The organism is Saccharospirillum salsuginis (genome assembly GCF_014651855.1).
Classification (GTDB): Bacteria; Pseudomonadota; Gammaproteobacteria; order Pseudomonadales; family Natronospirillaceae; genus Saccharospirillum; species Saccharospirillum salsuginis.
Genome location: NZ_BMXR01000004.1, coordinates 317,779 through 338,875, shown reverse-complemented (window position 1 = coordinate 338,875; position 21,097 = coordinate 317,779). Strand labels below are relative to the sequence as shown.

General features: G+C 58.8%; 15 protein-coding genes. 11 read left to right on the top strand and 4 right to left on the bottom strand.

Annotated elements, in window-relative coordinates; genetic code table 11:
- Nucleotides 1-86: 86 nt before the first annotated feature.
- The 4 genes from IE111_RS10005 to IE111_RS09990 form a co-directional block, all read right to left on the bottom strand.
- Nucleotides 87-3,335 (bottom strand): type I restriction endonuclease subunit R, encoded by a 3,249-nt coding sequence (locus tag IE111_RS10005; protein WP_189608407.1) that lies wholly within the window; start codon nt 3,333-3,335, stop codon nt 87-89.
- A 3-nt stretch (nt 3,336-3,338) separates the two neighbouring features.
- Nucleotides 3,339-4,430 carry a Fic family protein gene (locus tag IE111_RS10000; protein ID WP_189608406.1) on the bottom strand — a complete coding sequence of 364 codons (1,092 nt, stop codon included), beginning with the start codon at nt 4,428-4,430 and terminating at the stop codon, nt 3,339-3,341.
- 142 nt (nt 4,431-4,572) lie between these two features.
- On the bottom strand, nt 4,573-5,841 hold the full coding sequence (locus tag IE111_RS09995; protein ID WP_189608405.1) for a restriction endonuclease subunit S: 1,269 nt from the start codon (nt 5,839-5,841) through the stop codon (nt 4,573-4,575).
- Nucleotides 5,838-7,937, bottom strand: a complete 2,100-nt coding sequence (locus tag IE111_RS09990) for a type I restriction-modification system subunit M (RefSeq protein ID WP_189608404.1) — start codon at nt 7,935-7,937, stop codon at nt 5,838-5,840. The genes IE111_RS09995 and IE111_RS09990 overlap by 4 nt, the downstream gene beginning before the upstream one ends.
- A gap of 437 nt (nt 7,938-8,374) precedes the next feature.
- Here IE111_RS09990 and ndhC point away from each other — a divergent pair, with 437 nt between their 5' ends.
- The 11 genes from ndhC to nuoL all read left to right on the top strand — a co-directional run bounded on the left by ndhC (nt 8,375) and on the right by nuoL (nt 21,065).
- Nucleotides 8,375-8,797: an NADH-quinone oxidoreductase subunit A gene (gene ndhC / locus IE111_RS09985; protein ID WP_189608403.1), complete on the top strand. Its 423-nt coding sequence runs from the start codon at nt 8,375-8,377 to the stop codon at nt 8,795-8,797.
- A gap of 344 nt (nt 8,798-9,141) precedes the next feature.
- Entirely contained in the window at nt 9,142-9,822 is a 681-nt protein-coding gene (locus tag IE111_RS09980; protein WP_189608402.1) for a NuoB/complex I 20 kDa subunit family protein, read from the top strand.
- Nucleotides 9,823-9,915: 93 nt separating this feature from the next.
- Nucleotides 9,916-11,673, top strand: coding sequence for an NADH-quinone oxidoreductase subunit C/D (gene nuoC, locus IE111_RS09975; RefSeq protein WP_189608528.1), 1,758 nt, complete (start codon nt 9,916-9,918; stop codon nt 11,671-11,673).
- A gap of 15 nt (nt 11,674-11,688) precedes the next feature.
- A complete protein-coding gene (gene nuoE, locus IE111_RS09970) occupies nt 11,689-12,195 on the top strand; it encodes an NADH-quinone oxidoreductase subunit NuoE (RefSeq protein ID WP_189608401.1) in 507 nt (168 codons plus the stop codon).
- Entirely contained in the window at nt 12,192-13,574 is a 1,383-nt protein-coding gene (nuoF, locus tag IE111_RS09965) for an NADH-quinone oxidoreductase subunit NuoF (RefSeq protein ID WP_189608400.1), read from the top strand. The genes nuoE and nuoF overlap by 4 nt, the downstream gene beginning before the upstream one ends.
- Before the next feature lie 216 nt (nt 13,575-13,790).
- Nucleotides 13,791-16,520, top strand: coding sequence for an NADH-quinone oxidoreductase subunit NuoG (gene nuoG, locus IE111_RS09960; RefSeq protein WP_189608399.1), 2,730 nt, complete (start codon nt 13,791-13,793; stop codon nt 16,518-16,520).
- A complete protein-coding gene (gene nuoH, locus IE111_RS09955) occupies nt 16,517-17,488 on the top strand; it encodes an NADH-quinone oxidoreductase subunit NuoH (protein WP_189608398.1) in 972 nt (323 codons plus the stop codon). Before nuoG ends, nuoH begins: the two co-directional genes overlap by 4 nt.
- Before the next feature lie 176 nt (nt 17,489-17,664).
- Nucleotides 17,665-18,204, top strand: coding sequence for an NADH-quinone oxidoreductase subunit NuoI (gene nuoI, locus IE111_RS09950; protein ID WP_189608397.1), 540 nt, complete (start codon nt 17,665-17,667; stop codon nt 18,202-18,204).
- A gap of 172 nt (nt 18,205-18,376) precedes the next feature.
- Complete coding sequence (gene nuoJ, locus IE111_RS09945) at nt 18,377-18,889, top strand: NADH-quinone oxidoreductase subunit J (protein ID WP_189608396.1); 513 nt, start codon at nt 18,377-18,379, stop codon at nt 18,887-18,889.
- On the top strand, nt 18,886-19,194 hold the full coding sequence (nuoK, locus tag IE111_RS09940) for an NADH-quinone oxidoreductase subunit NuoK (RefSeq protein ID WP_189608395.1): 309 nt from the start codon (nt 18,886-18,888) through the stop codon (nt 19,192-19,194). Before nuoJ ends, nuoK begins: the two co-directional genes overlap by 4 nt.
- A gap of 11 nt (nt 19,195-19,205) precedes the next feature.
- A complete protein-coding gene (gene nuoL, locus IE111_RS09935; RefSeq protein WP_189608394.1) occupies nt 19,206-21,065 on the top strand; it encodes an NADH-quinone oxidoreductase subunit L in 1,860 nt (619 codons plus the stop codon).
- The last annotated feature ends 32 nt before the right edge of the window (nt 21,066-21,097 follow it).

Sequence of the window (21,097 nt, the reverse complement as noted above, 5' to 3'; positions counted from 1 at the left end):
TGCCAATAAAGCGTATAAATGGAGCAATTCAGAATTGCAGTGATTAAAAAGAGCCTGAGCTATTTAATTGAATGGAATTTGGACTGCTATGCCGCCCATCTTTGATGATTGATAGCCAGATCCAATGTCAATTCAAAAACCCGGTCGCGCTTTTGCAGAAAAAGGTCTCTATCGTAGCTTTCTTCTGGAAGGTAATCATCCAGCACAGCACCTACTTCATCACGAACAGTAAGACGCGTTTGGCTGTCCTTGTACCAGTCCTGCACCAGCACTTTAGGCTTTTCCTCAGTAAGTCGCTTGAGCAAAGCTTTGGCTGCAAGGCGCACTTTCTTCTCCTCAGATTTGGACATATTTTCTTTACAGAGAAGGTCGTATATTTCTAATTCATCTTCCGTAAGCCCCTTACGGATATGCCTGCTTTCTTCTTCCTTTAGGGCTGCCATTTCCTCCATAAGTTGTTCGAAAGATTCATCTGCCGAGCTACTGCCCGAATTATAGTTGTCGATAATTTCCTGCAGACGCTCGGCAAAATCGCGACGTGTGCGGTTTTTATTGAGCATATCCTGCAGTTTCTTTTCCAGAAAGGCGCGTAGATCAGCAATTTCGATATTTTTGTAAGTGGCCTGTTGGAAATCTTCTTTGAGTTTGTCGAAATCAACTTTACTCAAATCCCAGGTCTTGCCTTTTTGTATGATTTTCCAATCGGCCGGTTTCTCCTTAATATGCTCAAATTTCTGATCATCGACAATCACACTTTCGTCAAGAAGCTCGTTTATCTTACGGGTGGCGGAATCAATGTCATGTTGATCGACAATACTGTCTATGACACCGCGCAAGTACTGGAATAGGGCTACTTTGCGAACAACTGGATTACCTAAAATCTCCGGTTTGCAGGCTTCATATAACGCCGTTATGGTATTTTCAAATACCTTGAAGGACTGCCGCAACTCATCTTTCGCGAGTAATTTATCAGCCCAGGACTCAAACAGACTGACTTTCTTGAACACATCATCCGCTGCAAGCGCTGCATCGATTTCAATATCGATTTCGGCACAAAAGGCGCGGGCTTGCTCAATGGCATCGGTAAGCAGAGCAAACAGTTCATCTTTATCCTTAACTGGCGGCTCATCTTCCCCTTCAATACCCTGGCCATAGTCCTTGATGGCCTTTCTGAGTCGACCGAATACCCCAAAATAATCTACTATTTCACCGTTTGTCTTTTCCACGCCATTGATGCGATGTGAACTTACCCGGTTAGCGCGTGCGATGGTCTGCATTAGGGTGTGGTCTTTCTGGGGCTTGTCGAGGTATAGAGTGGAGATGGTTGTCGCATCAAATCCGGTCAACCACATGGCACAGACGAACACCAGCTGCAGTGGGTGTTCCGGGTCTTTGTAATTATACTCCAAGTCATGACCGTGGGCGTCTACTTGGTCCATACGTTTGCGGTGCGGGCGTATGTCGAGCCCTTGGGCATCGAATTTTTTTTCCTCGCCATTCTCAGCGCTGACCACCACCGCCATTTCAACCTTGCGCATCCATTCCAGCTGTTTTCTCAAACGTGTTTTGTGCAACTCATCTTTACACTGTTTGATTTCGCCACGTAGCGCTTTGATATCGGCTTTCCATAAGCGTTGCACCTTATCGTACATTTTCACAGCGGTGTACTTATCCACCGCTATCAGCATACCTTTGCCCAGATACCCCCGGCGCGGAAAGTGGTAGACAATATCCCGAGCGATGGTTTCCAGTCGGTCGTCGCGCTTTATTACCTGTAATTCCGTAGCAAAGCGTCGCTCCAGTTTTTCTTGTTGCGCCTCATCGAGATTTTCGTCCTCCAGGATCTCGTAGAACTCTTCACTCAAATCTTCGTTCTGGTTCAGTACTTCCGGCACGCGCTTTTTGTAGAACAGCGGCACAGTGGCACCGTCGTCCATGGACTGACTGAAGTTGTATTCCGACACATAGTCACCAAACCACTCGTTGGTCTTGCGCTCGCGCCCCAGCAGCGGAGTGCCGGTGAAGGCCAGGTACTGACCATTGGGTAGGCCAGCGCGCATGTTCTCGGCTAGAGTTTTATACTGGGTGCGATGTGCTTCATCCACTATCACAATAATATCGTCGCGATCCGACAACAGCGGGTAGCGCTTGCCCTTGGGCCAACGGAATTTTTGAATCAGGGTAAAAACCAGTTTTTTGTTCTGGCCGAGAAAAGCGCGCATTTGTTCGCTGTCTTTGGGCTGGGCAGCATCAGCTTTCTTGACGGTTTCAGTGTTTAGGAAATTGCGATAGATCTGCCCGTCTAGGTCTTCGCGGTCGGTCACCACCACAAAACTGAAGTTGCCCGGGACTTTGCGGATGATCTTGCGCGTATAGAAAATCATGGAAAAACTCTTGCCCGATCCCTGGGTGTGCCAGAATACGCCGAGTTTGCCGCCGTACTCTCCACGGCGTAGAAACTTGGCGAAGCCCCTATTCACCCCAATAAACTGGTGGTTCTGGGCGATGATTTTCTGAGTGCCCTTGTGGTAGATGACAAAGTTTTCCACATAGTCCAATAGCTTGTCTTTGGCGCACAAGCCCTGCAGAAAGCGCTCGGCACTGGTGCCTTGCTCTCGAATCTGGTCGCGACGTATCTTTTCCTTCTCGTCTTCCGGGCGTAGCCAATGGAAGAAGTGTTCCCATTCTGCGCTCAAGCTACCCAGGCGCGTTTCCAGGCCGTTGCTGAATACACAAAACACATTGGAGAGAAACAGCTGCGGAATGTCGGCCTTGTAATTGGTCAGATTGTCGTCGTAGGCACTGCGCAGTTTGACGTTGGAGTTCTTCAGCTCAATAAACACCAAGGGCAAACCATTGACATACAGCAGAATATCCGGTCTGCGATAGCCTGCCTTGGCCGCCGCACCGGTGCTTTGAATCCATAACTGGGTTACCGCGAGAAAGTGGTTGTTCTTCGGCTCTTCAAAGTCAATTAATTTGACTCGCTCCTTGCGGTTACGACCCTTGTTGTCTTTGAACTCGACCCGTACGCCGTCCCGAATTAGACTATCCAGCTCGCGGTTGGCCACCATGGTCGCCATGGCCTGACGTTGGTCGCAGACCTGATCCAGCGCATCGTCTATCGCGATATCGGGAATTTCGGGGTTTAAGCGCACTACTGCGGTATTAAGGTGATCGCGAAAAATCACTTCGCGCTTGTCTGCGCGCCCCGAACCATCATTTATGTCCGCAGCATCACTGGTATAACAGTCCAGTACGTCATAGCCATACAGGTGTTGTAGCCGTTGCACCATGGCCTGTTCGATGTTGTCTTCAGACATGAAGTTCGGCATGGGTCAGGGCGCTCCTTCCATATCCAAGGGAGGTAGATTGAACAGCAGTTGCACCAACTCCCTGTTGATGTAGTAGTTTTCGCGGCCTAACCGGTGTTTGTCGAGAATGCCACCTTTGGCCAGCTCATCCAGATATCGGGTAGCGGTGGCACGTGATACGCCCAGGTCGTGCTCGATAAAAGCCACTTTGGTATAAGGGTGGTAAAAAATATTGTTGATCAAATCCTGGCTGTAAAATCGGTAGTGGGCGCGAATATCGTGCTTTTGTTTTTGCAGCAGGCGGGCGATCTGTTCCACAAGCGCGGTGGTGTGGCGAGCCGTCACTGCCACGCCGCGCAGCAGGTATAGCAGCCAGCCTTCCCATTCGCCGGTGTCTCGAACTTTTTGCAACTCGGCATAATATCCCACTTTGGTCTGACTGATGTAGCGGCTCAGGTAGAGGATAGGCGAGTCCAACAGCCCGGCGCACACCAGAAACAGGATGTTGAGAATGCGCCCGGTGCGGCCGTTACCGTCATAGAACGGGTGAATGGTCTCGAACTGGTGATGCATGACGGCCATTCGCACCAGCGGGTCCAGGCCCTCGCCCTCGTCGGCATGGATCCAGCTCACCAGCTCCTCCATCAGGGCAGGCAGTTGCTCGGGCGAGGGCGGTTCAAATACCACCTCGCCAGTGCGTTCGTTCTTCAGCACCGTGCCGGGCGTGCGGCGCAAGCCGGCGTCATTGCCCTCCAGCGTGGCCTGCACCTCAAGGATGGTACTCAGGCGCAACAGCCCGGAAGCGCGTACCGCCCGAAAACCCACCTCCAGGCTCTGGGCATACCAGGCGACCTCCTTGCTGGCGGGGTCCACCGAGCCGGGCTGTACCTGATAGCGGTAGAGCGCGTCCTGAGTGGTGATGATGTTCTCGATTTCCGAGCTGCTTTGCGCCTCCTGCAGCGACAGGGTGGATACCAGCAGCCGCTCGTTGGGGATGCTGCGCGCCACACCTTTTAGCTCCGCCAGATGCCGATGCGCCGCCACCAGCGCCCGCAGCACCGCCGGCGTCTCCAGCGGCCCCCGGGGGGGAAAGTGTTCGCGGATGGTCAGCACCATGGCATCGGTTCCTACGAGTTAGCGGTAAACCTGCTCAATATTGGGCTATTTTGAGCAGTTCATAAACCATCTTCTCAGATTTGCCTCTTTTTGAACAGTCACCGGGGCCTGCCGATGTTCTAGGCTACAATCGGCCGCAGGTTCAGGCATGGCGGGCCTCCGGCTGAGACTCCTGGTTAGCCGCAGCTTCCTGCATGCTGGGCGGGAACTGGATATCCAGGTCTTCCACGGACAGCTTGCCAGTGATCAGGCGTGGGAGGAGGAGGTCGCGGGTTTTGGTCAGGACTTCTAACTGATTATCCAAATGCCACTTTAGACCGTATATAGGTTCACATAGCTCTTCAAAGTTGTCTCGTAGTACCTCGTCGGCCATCAAGAGTTTGATAGACTTTATGCCTTCAAGGGTTATTTGGGGTTGCGCTGATCCTCCGATAACGTCTTTACAACCTCGTAGCTTGAGAGTGTGGTACAGCCAGAAGAAACCAGTTTTTTCAAGTGGTTCGACAGAGAATGAGTTATTGGTGATGTAGCTTTTCGGATGTGTAATTTTTACTTCTCCAACGCTTCCGCGACACCCCAAAGCAATAGTGCGATGATCGTGGGTAAACTTTGAGTAACGACCAATGATTTTCGCCGCGCCATATACAGGGAACTCCCCATTACTAATAAGCTGAGATGTAGGTAAGTTTTTCCCATATTGGATTCTTGATGCTTCGAGTATCGGAACGAAGTCCCACCCTTTTGGCACACCTTTTGTAAAACCGGTGTTCTGATAACCAGGAAACCGCAGTCGTACAAACCATTCACGATAGATTTCATCGGCCATATTTTCCAACAGCGCGATGCGACGCTTGTTGACTTCGATCAGATCGTCGTAGGCCGTCAATATGGCGGCGATTTTGCGTTGATGATGTAGGTTAGGGATTTTAAGAACGGTATGTTTCTTAAACGATGAGTACTGAAAGCGCGCGACACCGGTATGTTGGATGTGAAATACACCCATGTAACCAGATGTGTGTAGACTTTGCAGGAGGTAGTAAACGAATTCTGAGCAGAATTTTGACTGATCTATTCGTAAGTGACGACTAAAACTGGCGCAGACAGCAGGTAAAGGACTATTGTTGTCGAAAAATGCCCTCTTTAGGAGCGCACTTCTGCCTGTCGATTGAGTGGAAGTGCCGCCAGCCATCTCGAAAACAATATCACCTGGCTGAAGCTTTTTGCGTTCGACCAAATGGTTTTTTATCCATCGACGGGGCAGGTTTTGATCAGGTTCGTTTATACCTGCAAAGTCTGTACCTCGAATAAGGACAGCTTCGGTATGGCCTACTTCAGGCTCCCCCTTTCCCCACTCACCATCGCGGCTTTCGACCAACAGATCGACAAAGGGCACGTCATTCCAATTTCTCATGAGCCTTCCCAAACCTTTGAGATGTTGGAATTAATAACCTTGCTGAGCTTGGTAGCCTCTGACGTCAAATTAGTGAGTCGTTTATTTAATTCAAGGATGTCGTCTAGGAACTCCTCCTCCGTCTTACCATCCTCCTCAATCACTACACCCACATAGCGCCCCGGATTCAGCGAATAATCCTGCTCTTTTACTTCCTCTAGATCAGCCAGTTTGCACAAGCCGGTGACATCCTCGTACTTCGCCTCGGGAAAGCGCTCCTGCAACCAGTGGATATGGCCAAAGCTGCTTTCGGCGTTTTTCACTTCCTTGTGCAGTTCCTCCAACGCGGTTTTCAGTTGCTTAGTGGCGCGATCACTGCTCTGGCGTTTGCCGGCCTGTTTGGCGGCTTCCGCCAGGTTTTTTTCGTGGCGGCGCACGGCTTTGTCGATCTGTTTAAGGCTGTCGTGCAGGGCGTTAAAGAACGGGTCGAAGGTGGCGCGCAGCTCGTGTTGGGCGCGGTTCTTTTTGTCGGCGGTGGCTTTGGCCGTGTGTTTTTTCTGGTAGGCGGCCCAGGCTTTTTGCAGAGGGGCGAGGCCTTTCCAGGTGTCCACCAAACTGGTCACTGCTTGTTCACCAGCCTTATCGTCCAGAACCGCCAGCAGTTGTTCGGCCACTGGCTCCACCTGTTTCTGGTTCTCCGCCAGGCGCGCCATGCCCTGCTCGAAATAGCGGTCGACCAGTGCCACGAATTCATCGCTGCGGCCCTTGTGCAGGCGGCTGATCATGGCGATATTCTGGATCTGCTCTTCCGAGAATTCGCGGTGGGCACGGTCGATGGGGGTAAAGATATTGCGCGCGTCGATAAACAGAATGCGATCGTCCGTCTTGCCCTTGTCGAAGAACCACAGGGTAGCGGGCAGGGTGACGGTGTAGAACATGTTCGACGGCAGGGTGAGCATGCCGTAGATCAGGTTGTTTTCGATCAGGGTCTGGCGGATATCCGCCTCGGAGTGGCGCGCATCCGAGGCGGAGTTGGCCATAACCAGCGCCGCGCGACCGCCAGGGTGCTTGTTATCCGGTTCGCGCAGCGAGGTGGCGAACAGGTTGATCCACAGGTAGTTGGCGTTGGGCACTGTCTCTTTGCCCTGTTCGGATTTTTTCGCCTTGGTCTTTTTGCGGGGAATGCCGTAGGTGTTAAAGCGCGGGTCTTTTTCCACGCCGGAGAGCGACACTTCATCCACGTTAAACGGCGGGTTGGCCAGTACATAGTCAAAGTTGCCGAACGAATCGAAGTGATCGTCGTAGTAGGAGATGCCCTGCAGAATCTGCCCGCGCAGGCCGTTAACAGCCAGGTTCATACGCGCCAGTTTAACGGTTTCCGAGCTTTTCTCCTGCCCGGAGACAAACACACTGGTGTCTTCGCCCTGGGCTTCGTACTCTTTCTTGTGCTTTTCAATAAACTGCGCCGATTGTACAAACATACCGCCAGAACCACAGGCGGGGTCGAACACGGTGCCGCCGTGGGGCTCGATGATCTCCACCATCAGCCGCACCACCGAGCGAGGGGTAAAGAACTCCCCGCCGCCCTGGCCTTCGGACAGGGCAAACTTGCCCAGGAAGTACTCATAGATCTGGCCGAACACATCGCCGGTAGCGTCGTCTGGGATATTGTCGAACTGACGCAGCAGATCGAAGGGCAGCAGTTTCGTCTCTTGCGTGCGGGTCAGTCGGTAATACTCGTCCTTGGGCAGGCTACCCTGCAGCTCGGGCTTGTACTCCTCGATGGCCTCCATCGCCTTTTCAATGGCCTTGGCGATGTCCTGGCTCTCGGGCAGATTCAGCAGGTGGCTGTAGCGGGCGTGATCGGGCAGGTAAAAGCCACACTTAGCCACGGCGATTTCATTCAGGGATTTCTCCCGGCGCGTGCCTTTGAGCTTCTGGTATTCCTTGAGAATGGCTTCTTCGTGGCGCCGGTAGTTGATATCGGCGAACTTGAGGAAGATAAGCCCCAGCACGGGCGTGCTGTATTCCGAGGCTTTAAGGTCGGAATTGGCGCGCAGGTTGTCTGCGGCGGCCCAGAGGTCGTCTTCCAGTTGTTTTAGTTGCTCTTTGTTCAATTATTGACCTGCTTTTATGATTTTAGTACATGGTTTCCACACGCGTCGTTTACCTCATATTGGCATACTTGGTAGAGGGTTATAAACGACTGATTTCATTAAATTTTGACGGTGGCACCTTGATCAAGACTACTTCTTCAGGTTTAGCCTACCGGGCTTAAGGCTTAGGAGCCGCATATATATTAACGACGTTGGGGTACCTAATACAGAGTCGATGGGGTTGCCTAACAGGCTGTTTTTCTTGCTAATTGTTTATAAACCAGCTGGATATCCGGGATCATTTGCAGCAAGAGTCTTCATAGATTGAATTTTGATCAGCATGTAATCCAGACAACTCAATCGATTTAACACCAGCAATTAGCATTTCCCCAACCAAGCTGCTAGCTTGAACGGGACGCCTCACTCGAAGCATGGAATCACGATCAGTTGAGGGCACCATGAGCACAGACGCCATCACCCTTTCCGCACAACAATGGGCGACAGGGTTTTTCATTGTCGCCGTCTTCGGCCTGGTTCTGCTGATGATCGGGCTGTCCCATTTCCTGGGCGGCCGCAGCCGTGGGCGGGAGAAGAACATCCCGTTCGAATCCGGCATTCTTGGGGCGGGCAGTGCCCGTCAGCGCTATTCCGTGAAGTTCTACCTGGTGGCTATGCTGTTCGTCATCTTCGATATCGAAGCCGTGTTCCTGTTCGCCTGGGCGGTATCGGTCCGCGAGGTGGGGTGGAGCGGTTTCTGGGGGGCGGCGATCTTTATTTTTATCCTGCTTGTCGGTCTGCTGTACGACAGCCGGGTCGGGGCCTTGGATTGGGCGCCGGGTAACCGGTCCAAGCCGTCGCGGGCTCCCGCTCGCGCGTCTTAATCGTCCATTTTCTCTTTAGCCAGGCGGTCGGTCTGGCTGTTCTTGTTTGGTCTACCGTTAGGGTGACGCCAGTGTCATTCCACTCGAGGTCGGCGTCTGCGTGCCCATGGGGCTGATTTTGAACGGTTTTTGATCGATTATTCGCATTTGCCGCAACCTGCTGCTAGATTGGACGGGAACGCCATCACTTACAGGGTGTTACATTGCCCCCAAGGGGGTAATGCGGAGGGCCAGCGACGGGCTCGAACGATGTAGAGCGCCCGGTCGCGCCTCGTTGGTTGGATAAGCGCCAGAGAACTGGCATTGTCTGATCGACTTTCGTTCACAGGCGAGGGAGGAAGTGTATGGGTTACACTCTGACACGAGCCGACGACGCTGTCGCCGAGGCCAATGCCCGGTATCCGCTCGATAAGCGGGAACGGGTGGAAGACCCGGTGAAGCGCCAGCTGGAACGCAATGTCTTCACCGGCAAGCTGGAAGACGTTCTCAATTCGGTGGTCAACTGGGGGCGCAAGAACTCGCTCTGGCCCTACAACTTCGGTCTTTCCTGCTGCTACGTGGAGATGACCACCGCCTTCACCTCACCGCACGACATCGCCCGTTTCGGGTCCGAAGTCATCCGCGCCTCTCCGCGCCAGGCGGATTTCATGGTCATCGCCGGCACCTGTTTCATCAAAATGGCGCCGGTCATCCAACAATTGTACGACCAGATGCTGGAGCCCAAGTGGGTCATCTCCATGGGGTCCTGCGCGAATTCCGGAGGCATGTACGACATTTATTCGGTGGTGCAGGGGGTCGATAAGTTCCTGCCCGTCGATGTGTACGTGCCGGGCTGCCCGCCGCGGCCCGAAGCCTTCCTGCAGGGGCTGCAATTACTGCAGGATTCCATACAAGAAGAACGGCGCCCGCTGTCCTGGGTCGTGGGAGACCAGGGCGTGTATCGGGCCGACATGCCGTCCCAGCGGGAAACCCTGCGGGACCGGCGCATTCAGGCTACTGAGTTACGCAGTCCAGACAGTCTCTGAACGACCTTCAATGTCCCTGCTCCAGGGCAGGGTAAGGATGAACGGACGATCATGAGTCAGACCCCAGAGGGTACCGTCTCGCAGGTCGAAGCCATGTCGACCCGGGGGCTCGGGGAGTCACCCTTGGTTCACGAGTTGACCGCCCGCTACGGGCCGGATGTGCTGTGCGTGCAGCCCACGCTTACCGGTGTGCCGGTGGTGTGGGTGAACCCCGGCATCCTGACGGCGGTGATGGGTTGGCTGCGGGATCTGGAACAGCCGTTTTCGATGCTGTTCGACCTCTCCGCGCTCGACGAACGCTTCCGCAGCCATCGCGATGGCCTGCCGGAGGCGGATTTCACCGTCTTCTACCATCTGCTCTCCATCGAGCGGAACGACGACATCATGATCAAGGTCCCGATCGACGAGCGGGACATGGCGGTGCCGTCCATCAGCGCTATCTACCCGAACGCCAACTGGTACGAGCGCGAAGTCTGGGATCTGTTCGGCATCACCTTCCAGAACCACCCGCACCTCACGCGGCTGATCATGCCGCCCACCTGGACCGGCCACCCATTAAGGAAGGATTACCCAGCCCGCGCCACCGAGTTCGACCCGTACAGCCTCACCGTGGAAGGGCAGGATAAAGAGCAGGAGGCACTGCGGTTCGTGCCGGAAGAGTGGGGCATGGCGCGTGAGCGCGACGGCAGCGAGTTCATGTTCCTGAACCTGGGCCCGAACCACCCTTCGGCGCACGGGGCGTTTCGCCTCGTGCTGCAATTGGACGGCGAGGAAATCGTCGATTGCGTGCCGGACATCGGCTACCACCACCGCGGCGCGGAGAAAATGGCCGAGCGCCAGTCCTGGCACAGTTACATCCCGTACACGGACCGCATCGACTACACCGGCGGGGTGATGAACAACCTGCCGTATGTGCTGGCGGTCGAGAAACTGGCCGGCATCACGGTACCGAAACGCGCCGAGACCATCCGCGTGATGATGGCGGAAATGTTCCGCATCACGAGCCATTTGCTGTTCCTCGGTACCTATTTGCAGGACATTGGCGCCATGAGCCCGGTGTTCTTCACCTTCACCGACCGGCAGAAGGGCTACGAGGTCATCGAGGGCATCACCGGCTTCCGGATGCATCCGGCCTGGTACCGCATCGGCGGAACCGCGCACGACCTGCCCAAGGGCTGGGAAAAACTGGTCCAGGGCTTTCTGGACTGGATGCCCAAGCGACTGGACGAGTATGAAAGCACGATGATGACCAACGCCATCGTACGCGAGCGCACCCGCCACATCGCGGCCTACACCACCCAGGAGGCGCTGGACTGGGGCGTCACCGGGCCGAACCTGCGCGCGACCGGGTGCAATTTCGATCTGCGCAAGCAGCGGCCTTACGGCGGTTACGAGAATTTCGATTTCGACGTGCCGCTCGGTTCCAACGGCGATGTGTTCGACCGGGGCATGCTGCGCATCGAGGAGATGCGCCAGAGCCTGCGCATCATCCAGCAGTGCGTGAACCACATGCCGACCGGCGATTACAAGGCGGACCACCCGCTGACCACGCCACCGCCGCGCGAGCGGATGCTGCAGCACATCGAGACACTGATCACGCATTTCCTGTCGGTCTCCTGGGGGCCGGTCCTGAAACCGAACGAGTCGCTGCAGATGATCGAGGCGACCAAGGGCATCAACAGCTATTACCTGACGTCGGACGGGGGCACCACCAGTTACCGCACCCGCATCCGCACGCCGAGTTTTCCGCATCTGCAGCAGATCCCGTCCGTGATGCGCGGCGGTTTTATACCGGATCTGATCGCGCACCTGGGCAGTATCGATTTTGTCATGGCCGATGTGGACCGTTAACCGGATGGATCGATTATGAGTGAGCAGGCTGACAAGACACTGGCGACCGACGGCTTCGAACTGCACCCGGACGACCGGGCGGCCATTCAGGCGGAGTTGGGGCATTTCGAGCAGCCGCAGGCGGCCTGCATCGAGGCGTTGAAGATCGTCCAGCGGCGTCACGGCTGGGTGCCGGATGCGGCCATTCCGGCCATCGCGCGCGAACTGGGCGTCGGCCCGGCGGCGGTGGAGGGCGTGGCCACCTTTTACAGCCTGATCTTCCGTCAGCCGGTCGGCCGGCACGTCATTCTGGTGTGCGACAGCAGTTCCTGTTACCTGACAGACTACGAGATGCTGCGCGATGCGCTGTTCGACCACCTCGGCATCCAGTACGGGCAGACCACGCCGGACAACCGTTTCACGCTGTTGCCGGTCTGCTGCCTCGGCGCCTGTGATTCAGGCCCGGCGATGATGATCGACGACGACACCTATGGCCCGGTCGCCCCGAAAGACCTGGCCGAGCTGCTGGAGGGCTATTCATGACCGACGGCACCCCCGGAACCGTGAATCGCGTCCGCTACCGGAGCCGGTTGCACCAGACCGAAAGCGAGCGCAAGGCGGAGACGCATCCGCTCACCTGGCGGCTGAAAGACACCGGCGAACGGGTCGATCTGGCGGATTACGAGGCCAAAAACGGCTACACGGTAGTCAAAACCGCGCTGAACGGGCAGTCGCCGGACGACGTCATTGAGTCCCTGAAGACCGCGAACCTGCGCGGTCGCGGCGGTGCCGGCTTCTCGGCGGGCCTGAAATGGAGCCTGACGTTGCGCGGCGAAGGTTACCCGCGCGGCTACCTGGTCTGCAACGCGGACGAGATGGAACCCGGCACCTTCAAGGACCGGCTGTTGATGGAGCAGCAACCGCATCTGCTGATCGAGGGGATGATCCTCGGCGCCTACGCGAACAACTCGAAACTGGGGTACATCTTCCTGCGCGGCGAATACATCGAGGCCGCCCAATCGATCCAACAGGCGCTGGAAGAGGCCCGCCAGGCGGGCTGGCTCGGCGACAATATCGCCGGCAGCGGGTTCGATTTCGACATCGTGCTGCACACCGGCGCCGGGCGCTACATCTGCGGCGAAGAAACCGCGCTGATCAATTCCCTGGAAGGCAAACGCGCCAACCCCCGCGCCAAACCACCGTTCCCCGGCCAGTCCGGCGCCTGGGGCAAGCCGACCGTGGTCAACAACGTCGAAACCCTGTGCAACGTACCGGCGATTCTGGAACACGGCGCGGACTGGTACCTGAACCTCTCCGGGGACCGCAGCAGCGATGGCGGCACCAAGCTGTTCGGCGTCTCCGGCCGGGCGGAGAAGAACGGCCTCTGGGAACTGCCCATGGGCACCACCGGGGCGGAGATCCTGGACCGGGCCGGGGGCATCCGGAACGGGGCCAAACTGAAAGCCTGGTTGCCGGGTGGTGGCAGTACCGGTTTGTTGTTGCCGGAGCACCTGGACCTGCCGCTGGATTTCGACTCCATCGGCAACGCGGGCAGCCGACTGGGCACCGGCTTGCTGACGGTGGTGACGGAAGAGCAGAGCATTGTCGGCTTGTTGCGGAATCTGGAGGAGTTCTTCGCTCGGGAATCCTGCGGGTGGTGTACCCCCTGTCGGGATGGATTGCCCTGGTCCGTCAAATTGCTGCGGGCGCTTGAGAAGGGCGAGGGTGAAGAAGGCGATATCGAGATATTGGAGATGCTGGCCCGGGATCTCGGGCCCGGTAAGACGTTTTGCGCGCATGCGCCCGGGGCGGCGATGCCGTTGGAGAGTGCGTTGACGTTTTTCCGGGAGGAGTTTGAGGCCGGGGTTGGGCGGAAGAAGGGGCCGGCGGGAGTGGAGACTGTGCCGCTGGGTGAAGTCTAAGGCACGAACCCTGTAGGAGCGCAGTCCCCTGCGCGACCTTTGCTCCTTCTCCTGGGGGAGAAGGCTGGGATGAGGGGGCTTTTTCTGACGCCTGCGGCGTCCCCTCTCCCTAGCCCTCTCCCGGAGGGAGAGGGGATTGATGGGGTTGCTCCTTCTCCCGGGGGGAGAAGACCGGGATGAGGGGATCTTTTGATCTTTTAAGAGGCACAACAGGTCATGGCGACAATCTTTGTAGACGGCCACCCCTACGAGGTGGATGAACAGGACAATCTGTTGCAAGCCTGCCTGTCGAAAGGGCTGGACCTGCCGTATTTCTGTTGGCATCCGGCCATGGGCAGTGTCGGGGCCTGCCGTCAGTGCGCGGTGATCCAGTATCAGGATGAGCACGATACCGAAGGCACGCTCACCATGGCCTGCATGACGCCGGCGGCCGATCAGACCCGCATTTCCATCGAGAACGCCCAGGCGAAAGAGTTCCGGGGCGAAGTCATCGAGTGGCTGATGATCAACCACCCGCACGATTGCCCGGTCTGCGAGGAAGGCGGCCATTGCCACCTGCAGGACATGACGGTGATGACCGGCCACGACCGGCGCCGTTACCGCTTCCGCAAGCGCACCCACCGCAACCAGGATCTGGGCCCGTTCATCGCCCATGAGATGAACCGCTGCATCACCTGTTACCGCTGCGTGCGGTTCTACAACGACTACGCCGGCGGTGAGGATCTGGGCGCGTTCGGGGCGAACGACAATGTCTATTTCGGCCGCTACGAAGACGGCACCCTGGAAAGCCCGTTCTCCGGCAATCTCACCGAGGTCTGCCCGACCGGGGTGTTTACCGACCAGACCCATTCCGAACAATACACCCGCAAGTGGGACCTGATGTTCGCGCCGAGCATCTGCCACCAGTGCGCGGTGGGCTGCAACACGAGCCCGGGCGAGCGCTATGGCTCGATCCGCCGCATCGAGAACCGGTACAACGGCAGCGTGAACCGCTATTTCCTGTGCGATCGGGGCCGGTTCGGTTATGGCTATGTGAACCGCGCCGATCGGCCGCTGGTGCCGCGCTGGCGGGAATCACGCTCGACCGATCCGGTCGATCTGAGCGTCGATGCGGCGCTGGACCGGGCCGGAGACCTGTTGCGCCAATCGCGCCGCATCATCGGCATCGGCTCGCCGCGTGCCAGTCTGGAGAGCAATCATCAGCTCCGCCTGTTGGTCGGGGCGGAGAATTTCTCGACCGGCATCGCCCGAGCGGAATGGGACTGCGTCCGCCTGATGGAGACGCTGAACCGCGAATGCGGGCTGACCACACCGACGCTGCGCCAGGTGGAAGACCACGACGCGGTCTTTGTCCTCGGCGAGGACCTGATCGAAAGCGCGGCCCGGGTCGGGCTGTCGGTCCGCCAGGCGGTGCTCGGCCTGCAGTTCGATTTGGCCGGGGAGCGGGGCATTCCGGAATGGAACGCCGAGGCGGTGAAAACCCTGGGGCAGGACGCCGGCCACCCGCTGTACACGGCTTACCCGACCCGCACCGGGCTCGACGGCATCGCCACCGGGCACTGGTCGCTGGCGCCGGACGACATCGCCCGGTTCGGGTTCGCCGTCGCCCATGCACTCGACCCCAAGGCCCCCGAGGTGCCGGACCTGGACGACGCCATGCGCGAGGCCGCCGAACGCATCGGGCAGGCCTTGCTGGACGCCCACAACCCGCTCGTCGTCAGCGGCGGTTCGCTGCAATCGACCGCGATACTCGAAGCGGCCGGCAGCGTCGCCCACGCGCTGGCCAAACGGGAAGGCGAGGGCAGTTTGTTGCTGGTCCGCCGCGAGGCCAACACCACAGGCCTCGGTCTGATGGGCGGGCACACGCTGGAATGGGCGCTGGAAACCCTGCACCACAACGATGCCGATGCGGTGGTCATCCTCGAGAACGATCTGTATCAACGGTTACCGGCGGAGCCGATCGATACCGCCCTGAACATGGCCAACGCGGTCGTGGTGCTCGACCATCAGGCCACCCGCACGCTGGACCGGGCCGATCTGGCGTTCCCGGCGGCGAGTTTCGCGGAAGGCGACGGCACCCTGGTCTCCCTGGAGGGTCGGGCGCAGCGGTTCTATCAAGTGTACGACCCGGCCTATCAACGGCCCCAGACCCGGATCCACGAAAGCTGGCGTTGGTTGCACGCCATTCGCAACAACGAACTGCGCCACCCGGTGGCGGACATCAACCTGGATGCGGCCACCGAGGCTTGTGCCATGGCGCATCCGTCCCTGTCGCCACTGCAGCAAATAGCGCCTGATTCCGACTACCGTGTAGACGGTATGCGCTATTCCCGCGCGCCGCACCGCTACAGCGGGCGCACCGCCATGCGGGCCAACCTGAACGTCAGCGAGCCCCGGCCGGAGCAGGATACGGACACGCCGTTCGCGTTTTCGATGGAAGGCTATTACGGTCACGACCGTCCGCGTCGGGACGTGCCATTCGCCTGGGCGCCGGGCTGGAACTCGCCCCAGGCCTGGAACAAATTCACCGATGAAGTCGGCGGGCATCTGAGCGGGGGCGACCCGGGCGTTCGGTTGATCGAACCGTCCGGGCATCTGCACCGGTACTCGCCGAATATCCCGGCACCGTTCCAGGTCCGGGAAGGGCAATGGCAGTTGTGCATCCTGCCGCGTCTGTTCGGCGGCGAGGAGACATCCAGCCGCGCCGAGCCCATCCAAGTGCGCTCTGCCGAGCCCTGTGTGCGCCTGCACCCGGATGATTTGGCTACACTGTCGACGATTGAGGGCGACCGAATCGCGCTGCAACAGGGCGAATTGACCGTTGAAATGCGGGTCGAGCCCGATGACGGGCTGCCCCACGGGGTAGTCGCTCTGCCGGCCGGCCTGGAAACCAGCCTGGTCCATGGCGACTGGGTGCGGCTGACGACGAAGGAGGGCACGGTATGAACTGGTGGACGCCCACGGTCGAAGCCGCCGTGATCGCCATGGCCAAGGCCCTGGTGATTTTGCTGGTTGTGGTCTTGCTCGGCGCGCTGCTGACCGTCATCGAACGCCGCCTGCTGGGGCTCTGGCAGGACCGGTACGGCCCCAACCGGGTCGGCCCGTTCGGCTCGCTGCAACTGGTGGCGGACATGATCAAGATCTTCTTCAAGGAAGACTGGATACCGCCGTTCGCGAATCGGGTGCTGTTCGTGCTCGCCCCCGGCCTGGCTATGGCCTCGCTGCTGCTGGCTTTCATTATTATTCCGATCACCCCGGGGTGGGGCATCGCCGAATTGCACATCGGGCTGTTGTTTTTCCTCGCCATGGCGGGGCTCAACGTCTACGCCGTGCTGCTCGGCGGCTGGGCCAGCGGCAACAAATACGCCCTGTTCGGGGCCATTCGCGCCTCGGCGCAGACGGTGAGCTACGAAGTGTTCATGGGCCTCTCGCTGATGGGCATCGTCGCCATCACCGGCAGCTTCAATATGCGCGAGATCGTCGAAGCGCAGGCCGGGCTCTGGTTCATCGTCCCGCAGTTCTTCGGGTTCTGCACCTTCCTGATCGCCGGCATCGCCGTCACCCACCGCCACCCGTTCGACCAGCCCGAGGCCGAGCAGGAACTGGCCGACGGCTACCACGTCGAGTACTCGAGCATGAAATTCGGGCTGTTCTTCATCGGCGAATACGTCGGCATGGTGCTGATATCAGCGCTGATCGCGACCTTGTTCTTCGGGGGCTGGTTGGGGCCGATCCTGCCGCCGGTCGTCTGGTTTGCGTTGAAGACCGGGTTCTTTTTGATGTTCTTTATTTTGATTCGGGCGTCGTTGCCAAGGCCGAGGTACGACCGGGTGATGAGTTTCGGGTGGCTGGTGTGTTTGCCGCTGACTTTGGTGAATTTGTTGGTGACCGGGGCGGTAGTGTTGTTGGTATGAGTGTAACTGTAGGGCCGAAGAGTGATAACGACATCGGCCGCCGACGTGGCAATGGTCCGATTCTCGGGCAATGCGTTCTTCCACGGCCGATGTCGTTATCACTCTTCGGCCCTACAAATGGGGTTAATACGGTTATCCAGGGGGTCGAATATGCACATATTTCGAGGAGGTGAATCATGCTTGGCTGGCTGATACGAGGCACCGGCACCCAACTCCGGACCATCTACAAAATCTTCCTGCACACCTTCCGCAAGCGGGAAACCTTGCAGTACCCGGAAGAGCCGCTGGAACTGCCCCCACGCTACCGGGGCCGCATCGTGCTGACGCGGGATCCGGACGGGGAGGAGCGCTGCGTCGCCTGTAACCTCTGCGCCGTGGCCTGCCCGGTGGACTGCATCTCGCTGCAAAAGGGTGAGAAAGACGACGGCCGCTGGTATCCGGAGTTTTTCCGGATCAACTTCTCCCGCTGCATCTTCTGCGGCATGTGCGAGGAAGCCTGCCCGACCAGCGCCATCCAGCTGACGCCGGATGTGGAAATGGCCGAGTACAAGCGGCAGGAGCTGGTGTATGAGAAGGAGGATTTGTTGATCAACGGGCCCGGGAAGGACCACGACTATCACTTTTACAAGGTGGCCGGTATGGCCATTGGTGGTAAGGATAAGGGTAGGGGGTACAACGAGGCGGAGCCGGTGAATGTTAAGGGGTTGATGCCGTAGGAGCCACTGAACAAGTAGGGCAGAAGAGCGACAGCGACATCTGCCGTCGGAAGAACGTTCTGCCCAGGAACCTTGCTATAGGCTCCGTATGCGACCCACGGCAGATGTCGCTCCGCTCTTCTGCCCTACGAGAGCAACCTGTGCCAACACAAACAACAACCAGGAGCACACAATGGAACTCGCATTCTACCTAAGCGGCCTGGTCGCCATTCTGGCCACGCTGGGCGTCATTTCGGGCACGCACGCGGTCCATGCGCTGCTGTATCTGATCGTGTCGCTGCTGGCGGTGGCGATGACGTTCTTTGCGCTGGGGGCGCCGTTCGCGGGGGCGTTGGAGATCATCGTTTATGCGGGGGCGATCATGGTGCTGTTTGTGTTCGTGGTGATGATGCTGAACCTGGGTGAGGATACGCAGGAGCAGGAGCGGGCCTGGTTGAAGCCCAAAACCTGGCTCGGGCCGAGTCTGCTGGCCGGGGTGCTGATGCTGGTGATGATCACAATGCTGATCGAGGCCGGAGACGGTCGGCTGATCGATGGCGATCTGCTCACCGCCAAGGCCGTCGGGCAGTTGCTGTTCGGGCCCTGGTTACTGGTCGTGGAACTGGCGGCCTTTCTGCTTCTGGCCGCTTTGGTTACGGCCTCTCACGTCGGGCGCCTGTCGGCGTTTCAGGGGGAGCGCGAATGAACGGGATACCGATGGAACACGGCCTGATCCTGGCCGCGATTCTGTTTTCGCTCGGGCTGATCGGGCTGATGATCCGCCGCAATCTCATTTTCATGCTGATGAGCCTGGAAGTGATGCTCAATGCCACCGGTCTGGCCTTCGTAGTCGGCGGTACGGCCTGGGACCAGCCGGAGGGGCAGGGCATGTTCCTGCTGGTCATCACTCTGGCCGCCGCCGAGGCCGCCGTGGCGCTGGCGCTGTTGTTGCAGCTCTACCGGCGCTTCCAGACGCTGAATATCGATGCCGCCAACAGGATGCACGGATGATGAGCGATTGGATGGGTGTACTACTGGTTCTGACGTTTGCCGTGCCGCTGGCCGGCACCGCTGTGCTGGCGTTATCGCGCGGGCGCTGGTCCGAGTCGGCCAGCGCCGCTGTGGGCGTGACCACGGTGGGCGTGGCGGCGCTCTCGACTCTGGGGCTGTACATTGGTTTTTTGTCCGGCACCGGCGAGGCGCAGACACTGACGCTGTGGAACTGGATCACGGTTGGCCATTTCCGACCCACCATTGGCCTGGCGGTGGACGGGTTGTCGATCACCATGCTCGGCGTCATCACCGGCGTCGGCTTTCTGATCCATCTGTTCGCGTCCTGGTACATGCGCGGGGAAGACGGCATCACCCGTTTCTTCGCCTACATGAACCTGTTCGTGTTCAGCATGATCCTGCTCGTGCTGGGCGACAACGTCCTGATGCTGTACCTGGGCTGGGAAGGCGTCGGCCTGTGCAGTTATCTGCTGATCGGCTATTACTACAAGACCTCGGCCAACGGCTGGGCGGCGTTCAAGGCTTTCATTGTGACCCGCCTGGGCGATGTCTTCCTGGCCATCGGCCTGTTCCTGATCTTCCGGGACCTGGGCACGCTGAACATCGCGGAAATCCTGGTCCGGGCGCCGGTGATCTGGGGCGAGGGCGACCCGATGGCGACCTGGGCGGCGCTGCTGATTCTCGGCGGGGCGGTCGGCAAATCCGCCCAGCTGCCTCTGCACACCTGGCTGGCGGACGCCATGGCGGGCCCGACGCCGGTTTCGGCGCTGATCCACGCGGCGACCATGGTGACCGCCGGGGTCTATCTCATCGCCCGCCTGAACGGCATCTTCCTGCTCGCGCCCGAGGTGCTGGAACTGGTCGGCGTCGTCGGCGCCATGACGTTGCTGATCGCCGGCTTCGCGGCCCTGGCGCAAACCGACATCAAACGGGTGCTGGCCTATTCGACGATGAGCCAGATCGGCTACATGTTCCTGGCGCTCGGCGTCGGGGCCTTCGACGCCGCCATCTTCCATCTGATGACCCATGCGTTCTTCAAGGCGCTGCTGTTCCTCTCCGCCGGGGCTGTGATCGTCTCCTGCCATCACGAGCAGGACATGCGCCGGCTGGGCGGGCTCTGGCGCACTCTGCCATTGCCGTACATGGGGTTTGTCGTCGGCGGGGCGGCGCTGGCGGCTCTGCCACTGGTCACGGCGGGCTTCTTCAGTAAAGACGAGATCCTCTGGCAGGAATTCGCGGCCGGAAACTACGGGTTCCTCGCGGCCGGGCTGATCGGCGCCGTGTTGACCTCGATCTACACGGTGCGTCTGGTGGTCGGCATTTTCCACGGCGAACCCCGCAGCGAGGCCGCGGCGCACGCGGAACACGGGCGAGGTTTCAGCCATGGCTTGCCGTTGGTGGCCCTGGCGGCGCTGTCGACCTTCCTGGGCGGCTTGCTGCATCCCCCGGCGTCCGATGTGTTGCCGCCCAGCCCGGCCGCTGATGTGCATGAAGGTCATCTCACGCTCGAGATCCTGGCTTCCGGCATCACACTGGCGGCGCTCGCCTTCGCGCTCTGGCTGTTTATCACCCAGCGCGCTCGGCTCGCCCGGGTTGTTCAGCGGGGCATCGGCCGCACGCTCTGGCAGCTGTGGAACCATGCCTGGGGCTTCGACGGTTTCTATCACCGCGCACTGGTGCGCCCCTATCAGGCGCTGGTGCATGGGCTGCGATCGGATTGGCTCGACCGCTTGCTGGCGCTCTCCGCCTGGGTGGCGAAAGGGCTCAACGCGGGGCTGACACGCACACAAAACGGCCAGCTACGGGCATACGCCACCTGGATGGTTGGTGGCTCCGCCGTGGTGCTGGTGTTGTTGATGGTTTGGGCTTGAGACTTTGAGTATAAGACAAGGATACGGCTTAC

Coding starts and splice junctions, on each gene's coding strand:
- ndhC (WP_189608403.1), top strand. CDS start 8,375: ATGAGCACAGACGCCATCACCCTTTCCGCACAACAATGGGCGACAGGG.
- nuoG (WP_189608399.1), top strand. CDS start 13,791: ATGGCGACAATCTTTGTAGACGGCCACCCCTACGAGGTGGATGAACAG.
- IE111_RS10000 (WP_189608406.1), bottom strand. CDS start 4,430: ATGGTGCTGACCATCCGCGAACACTTTCCCCCCCGGGGGCCGCTGGAG.
- IE111_RS10005 (WP_189608407.1), bottom strand. CDS start 3,335: ATGCCGAACTTCATGTCTGAAGACAACATCGAACAGGCCATGGTGCAA.
- nuoK (WP_189608395.1), top strand. CDS start 18,886: ATGAACGGGATACCGATGGAACACGGCCTGATCCTGGCCGCGATTCTG.
- IE111_RS09995 (WP_189608405.1), bottom strand. CDS start 5,841: ATGAGAAATTGGAATGACGTGCCCTTTGTCGATCTGTTGGTCGAAAGC.
- nuoE (WP_189608401.1), top strand. CDS start 11,689: ATGAGTGAGCAGGCTGACAAGACACTGGCGACCGACGGCTTCGAACTG.
- nuoJ (WP_189608396.1), top strand. CDS start 18,377: ATGGAACTCGCATTCTACCTAAGCGGCCTGGTCGCCATTCTGGCCACG.
- nuoC (WP_189608528.1), top strand. CDS start 9,916: ATGTCGACCCGGGGGCTCGGGGAGTCACCCTTGGTTCACGAGTTGACC.
- nuoH (WP_189608398.1), top strand. CDS start 16,517: ATGAACTGGTGGACGCCCACGGTCGAAGCCGCCGTGATCGCCATGGCC.
- nuoL (WP_189608394.1), top strand. CDS start 19,206: ATGGGTGTACTACTGGTTCTGACGTTTGCCGTGCCGCTGGCCGGCACC.
- IE111_RS09980 (WP_189608402.1), top strand. CDS start 9,142: ATGGGTTACACTCTGACACGAGCCGACGACGCTGTCGCCGAGGCCAAT.
- nuoF (WP_189608400.1), top strand. CDS start 12,192: ATGACCGACGGCACCCCCGGAACCGTGAATCGCGTCCGCTACCGGAGC.
- nuoI (WP_189608397.1), top strand. CDS start 17,665: ATGCTTGGCTGGCTGATACGAGGCACCGGCACCCAACTCCGGACCATC.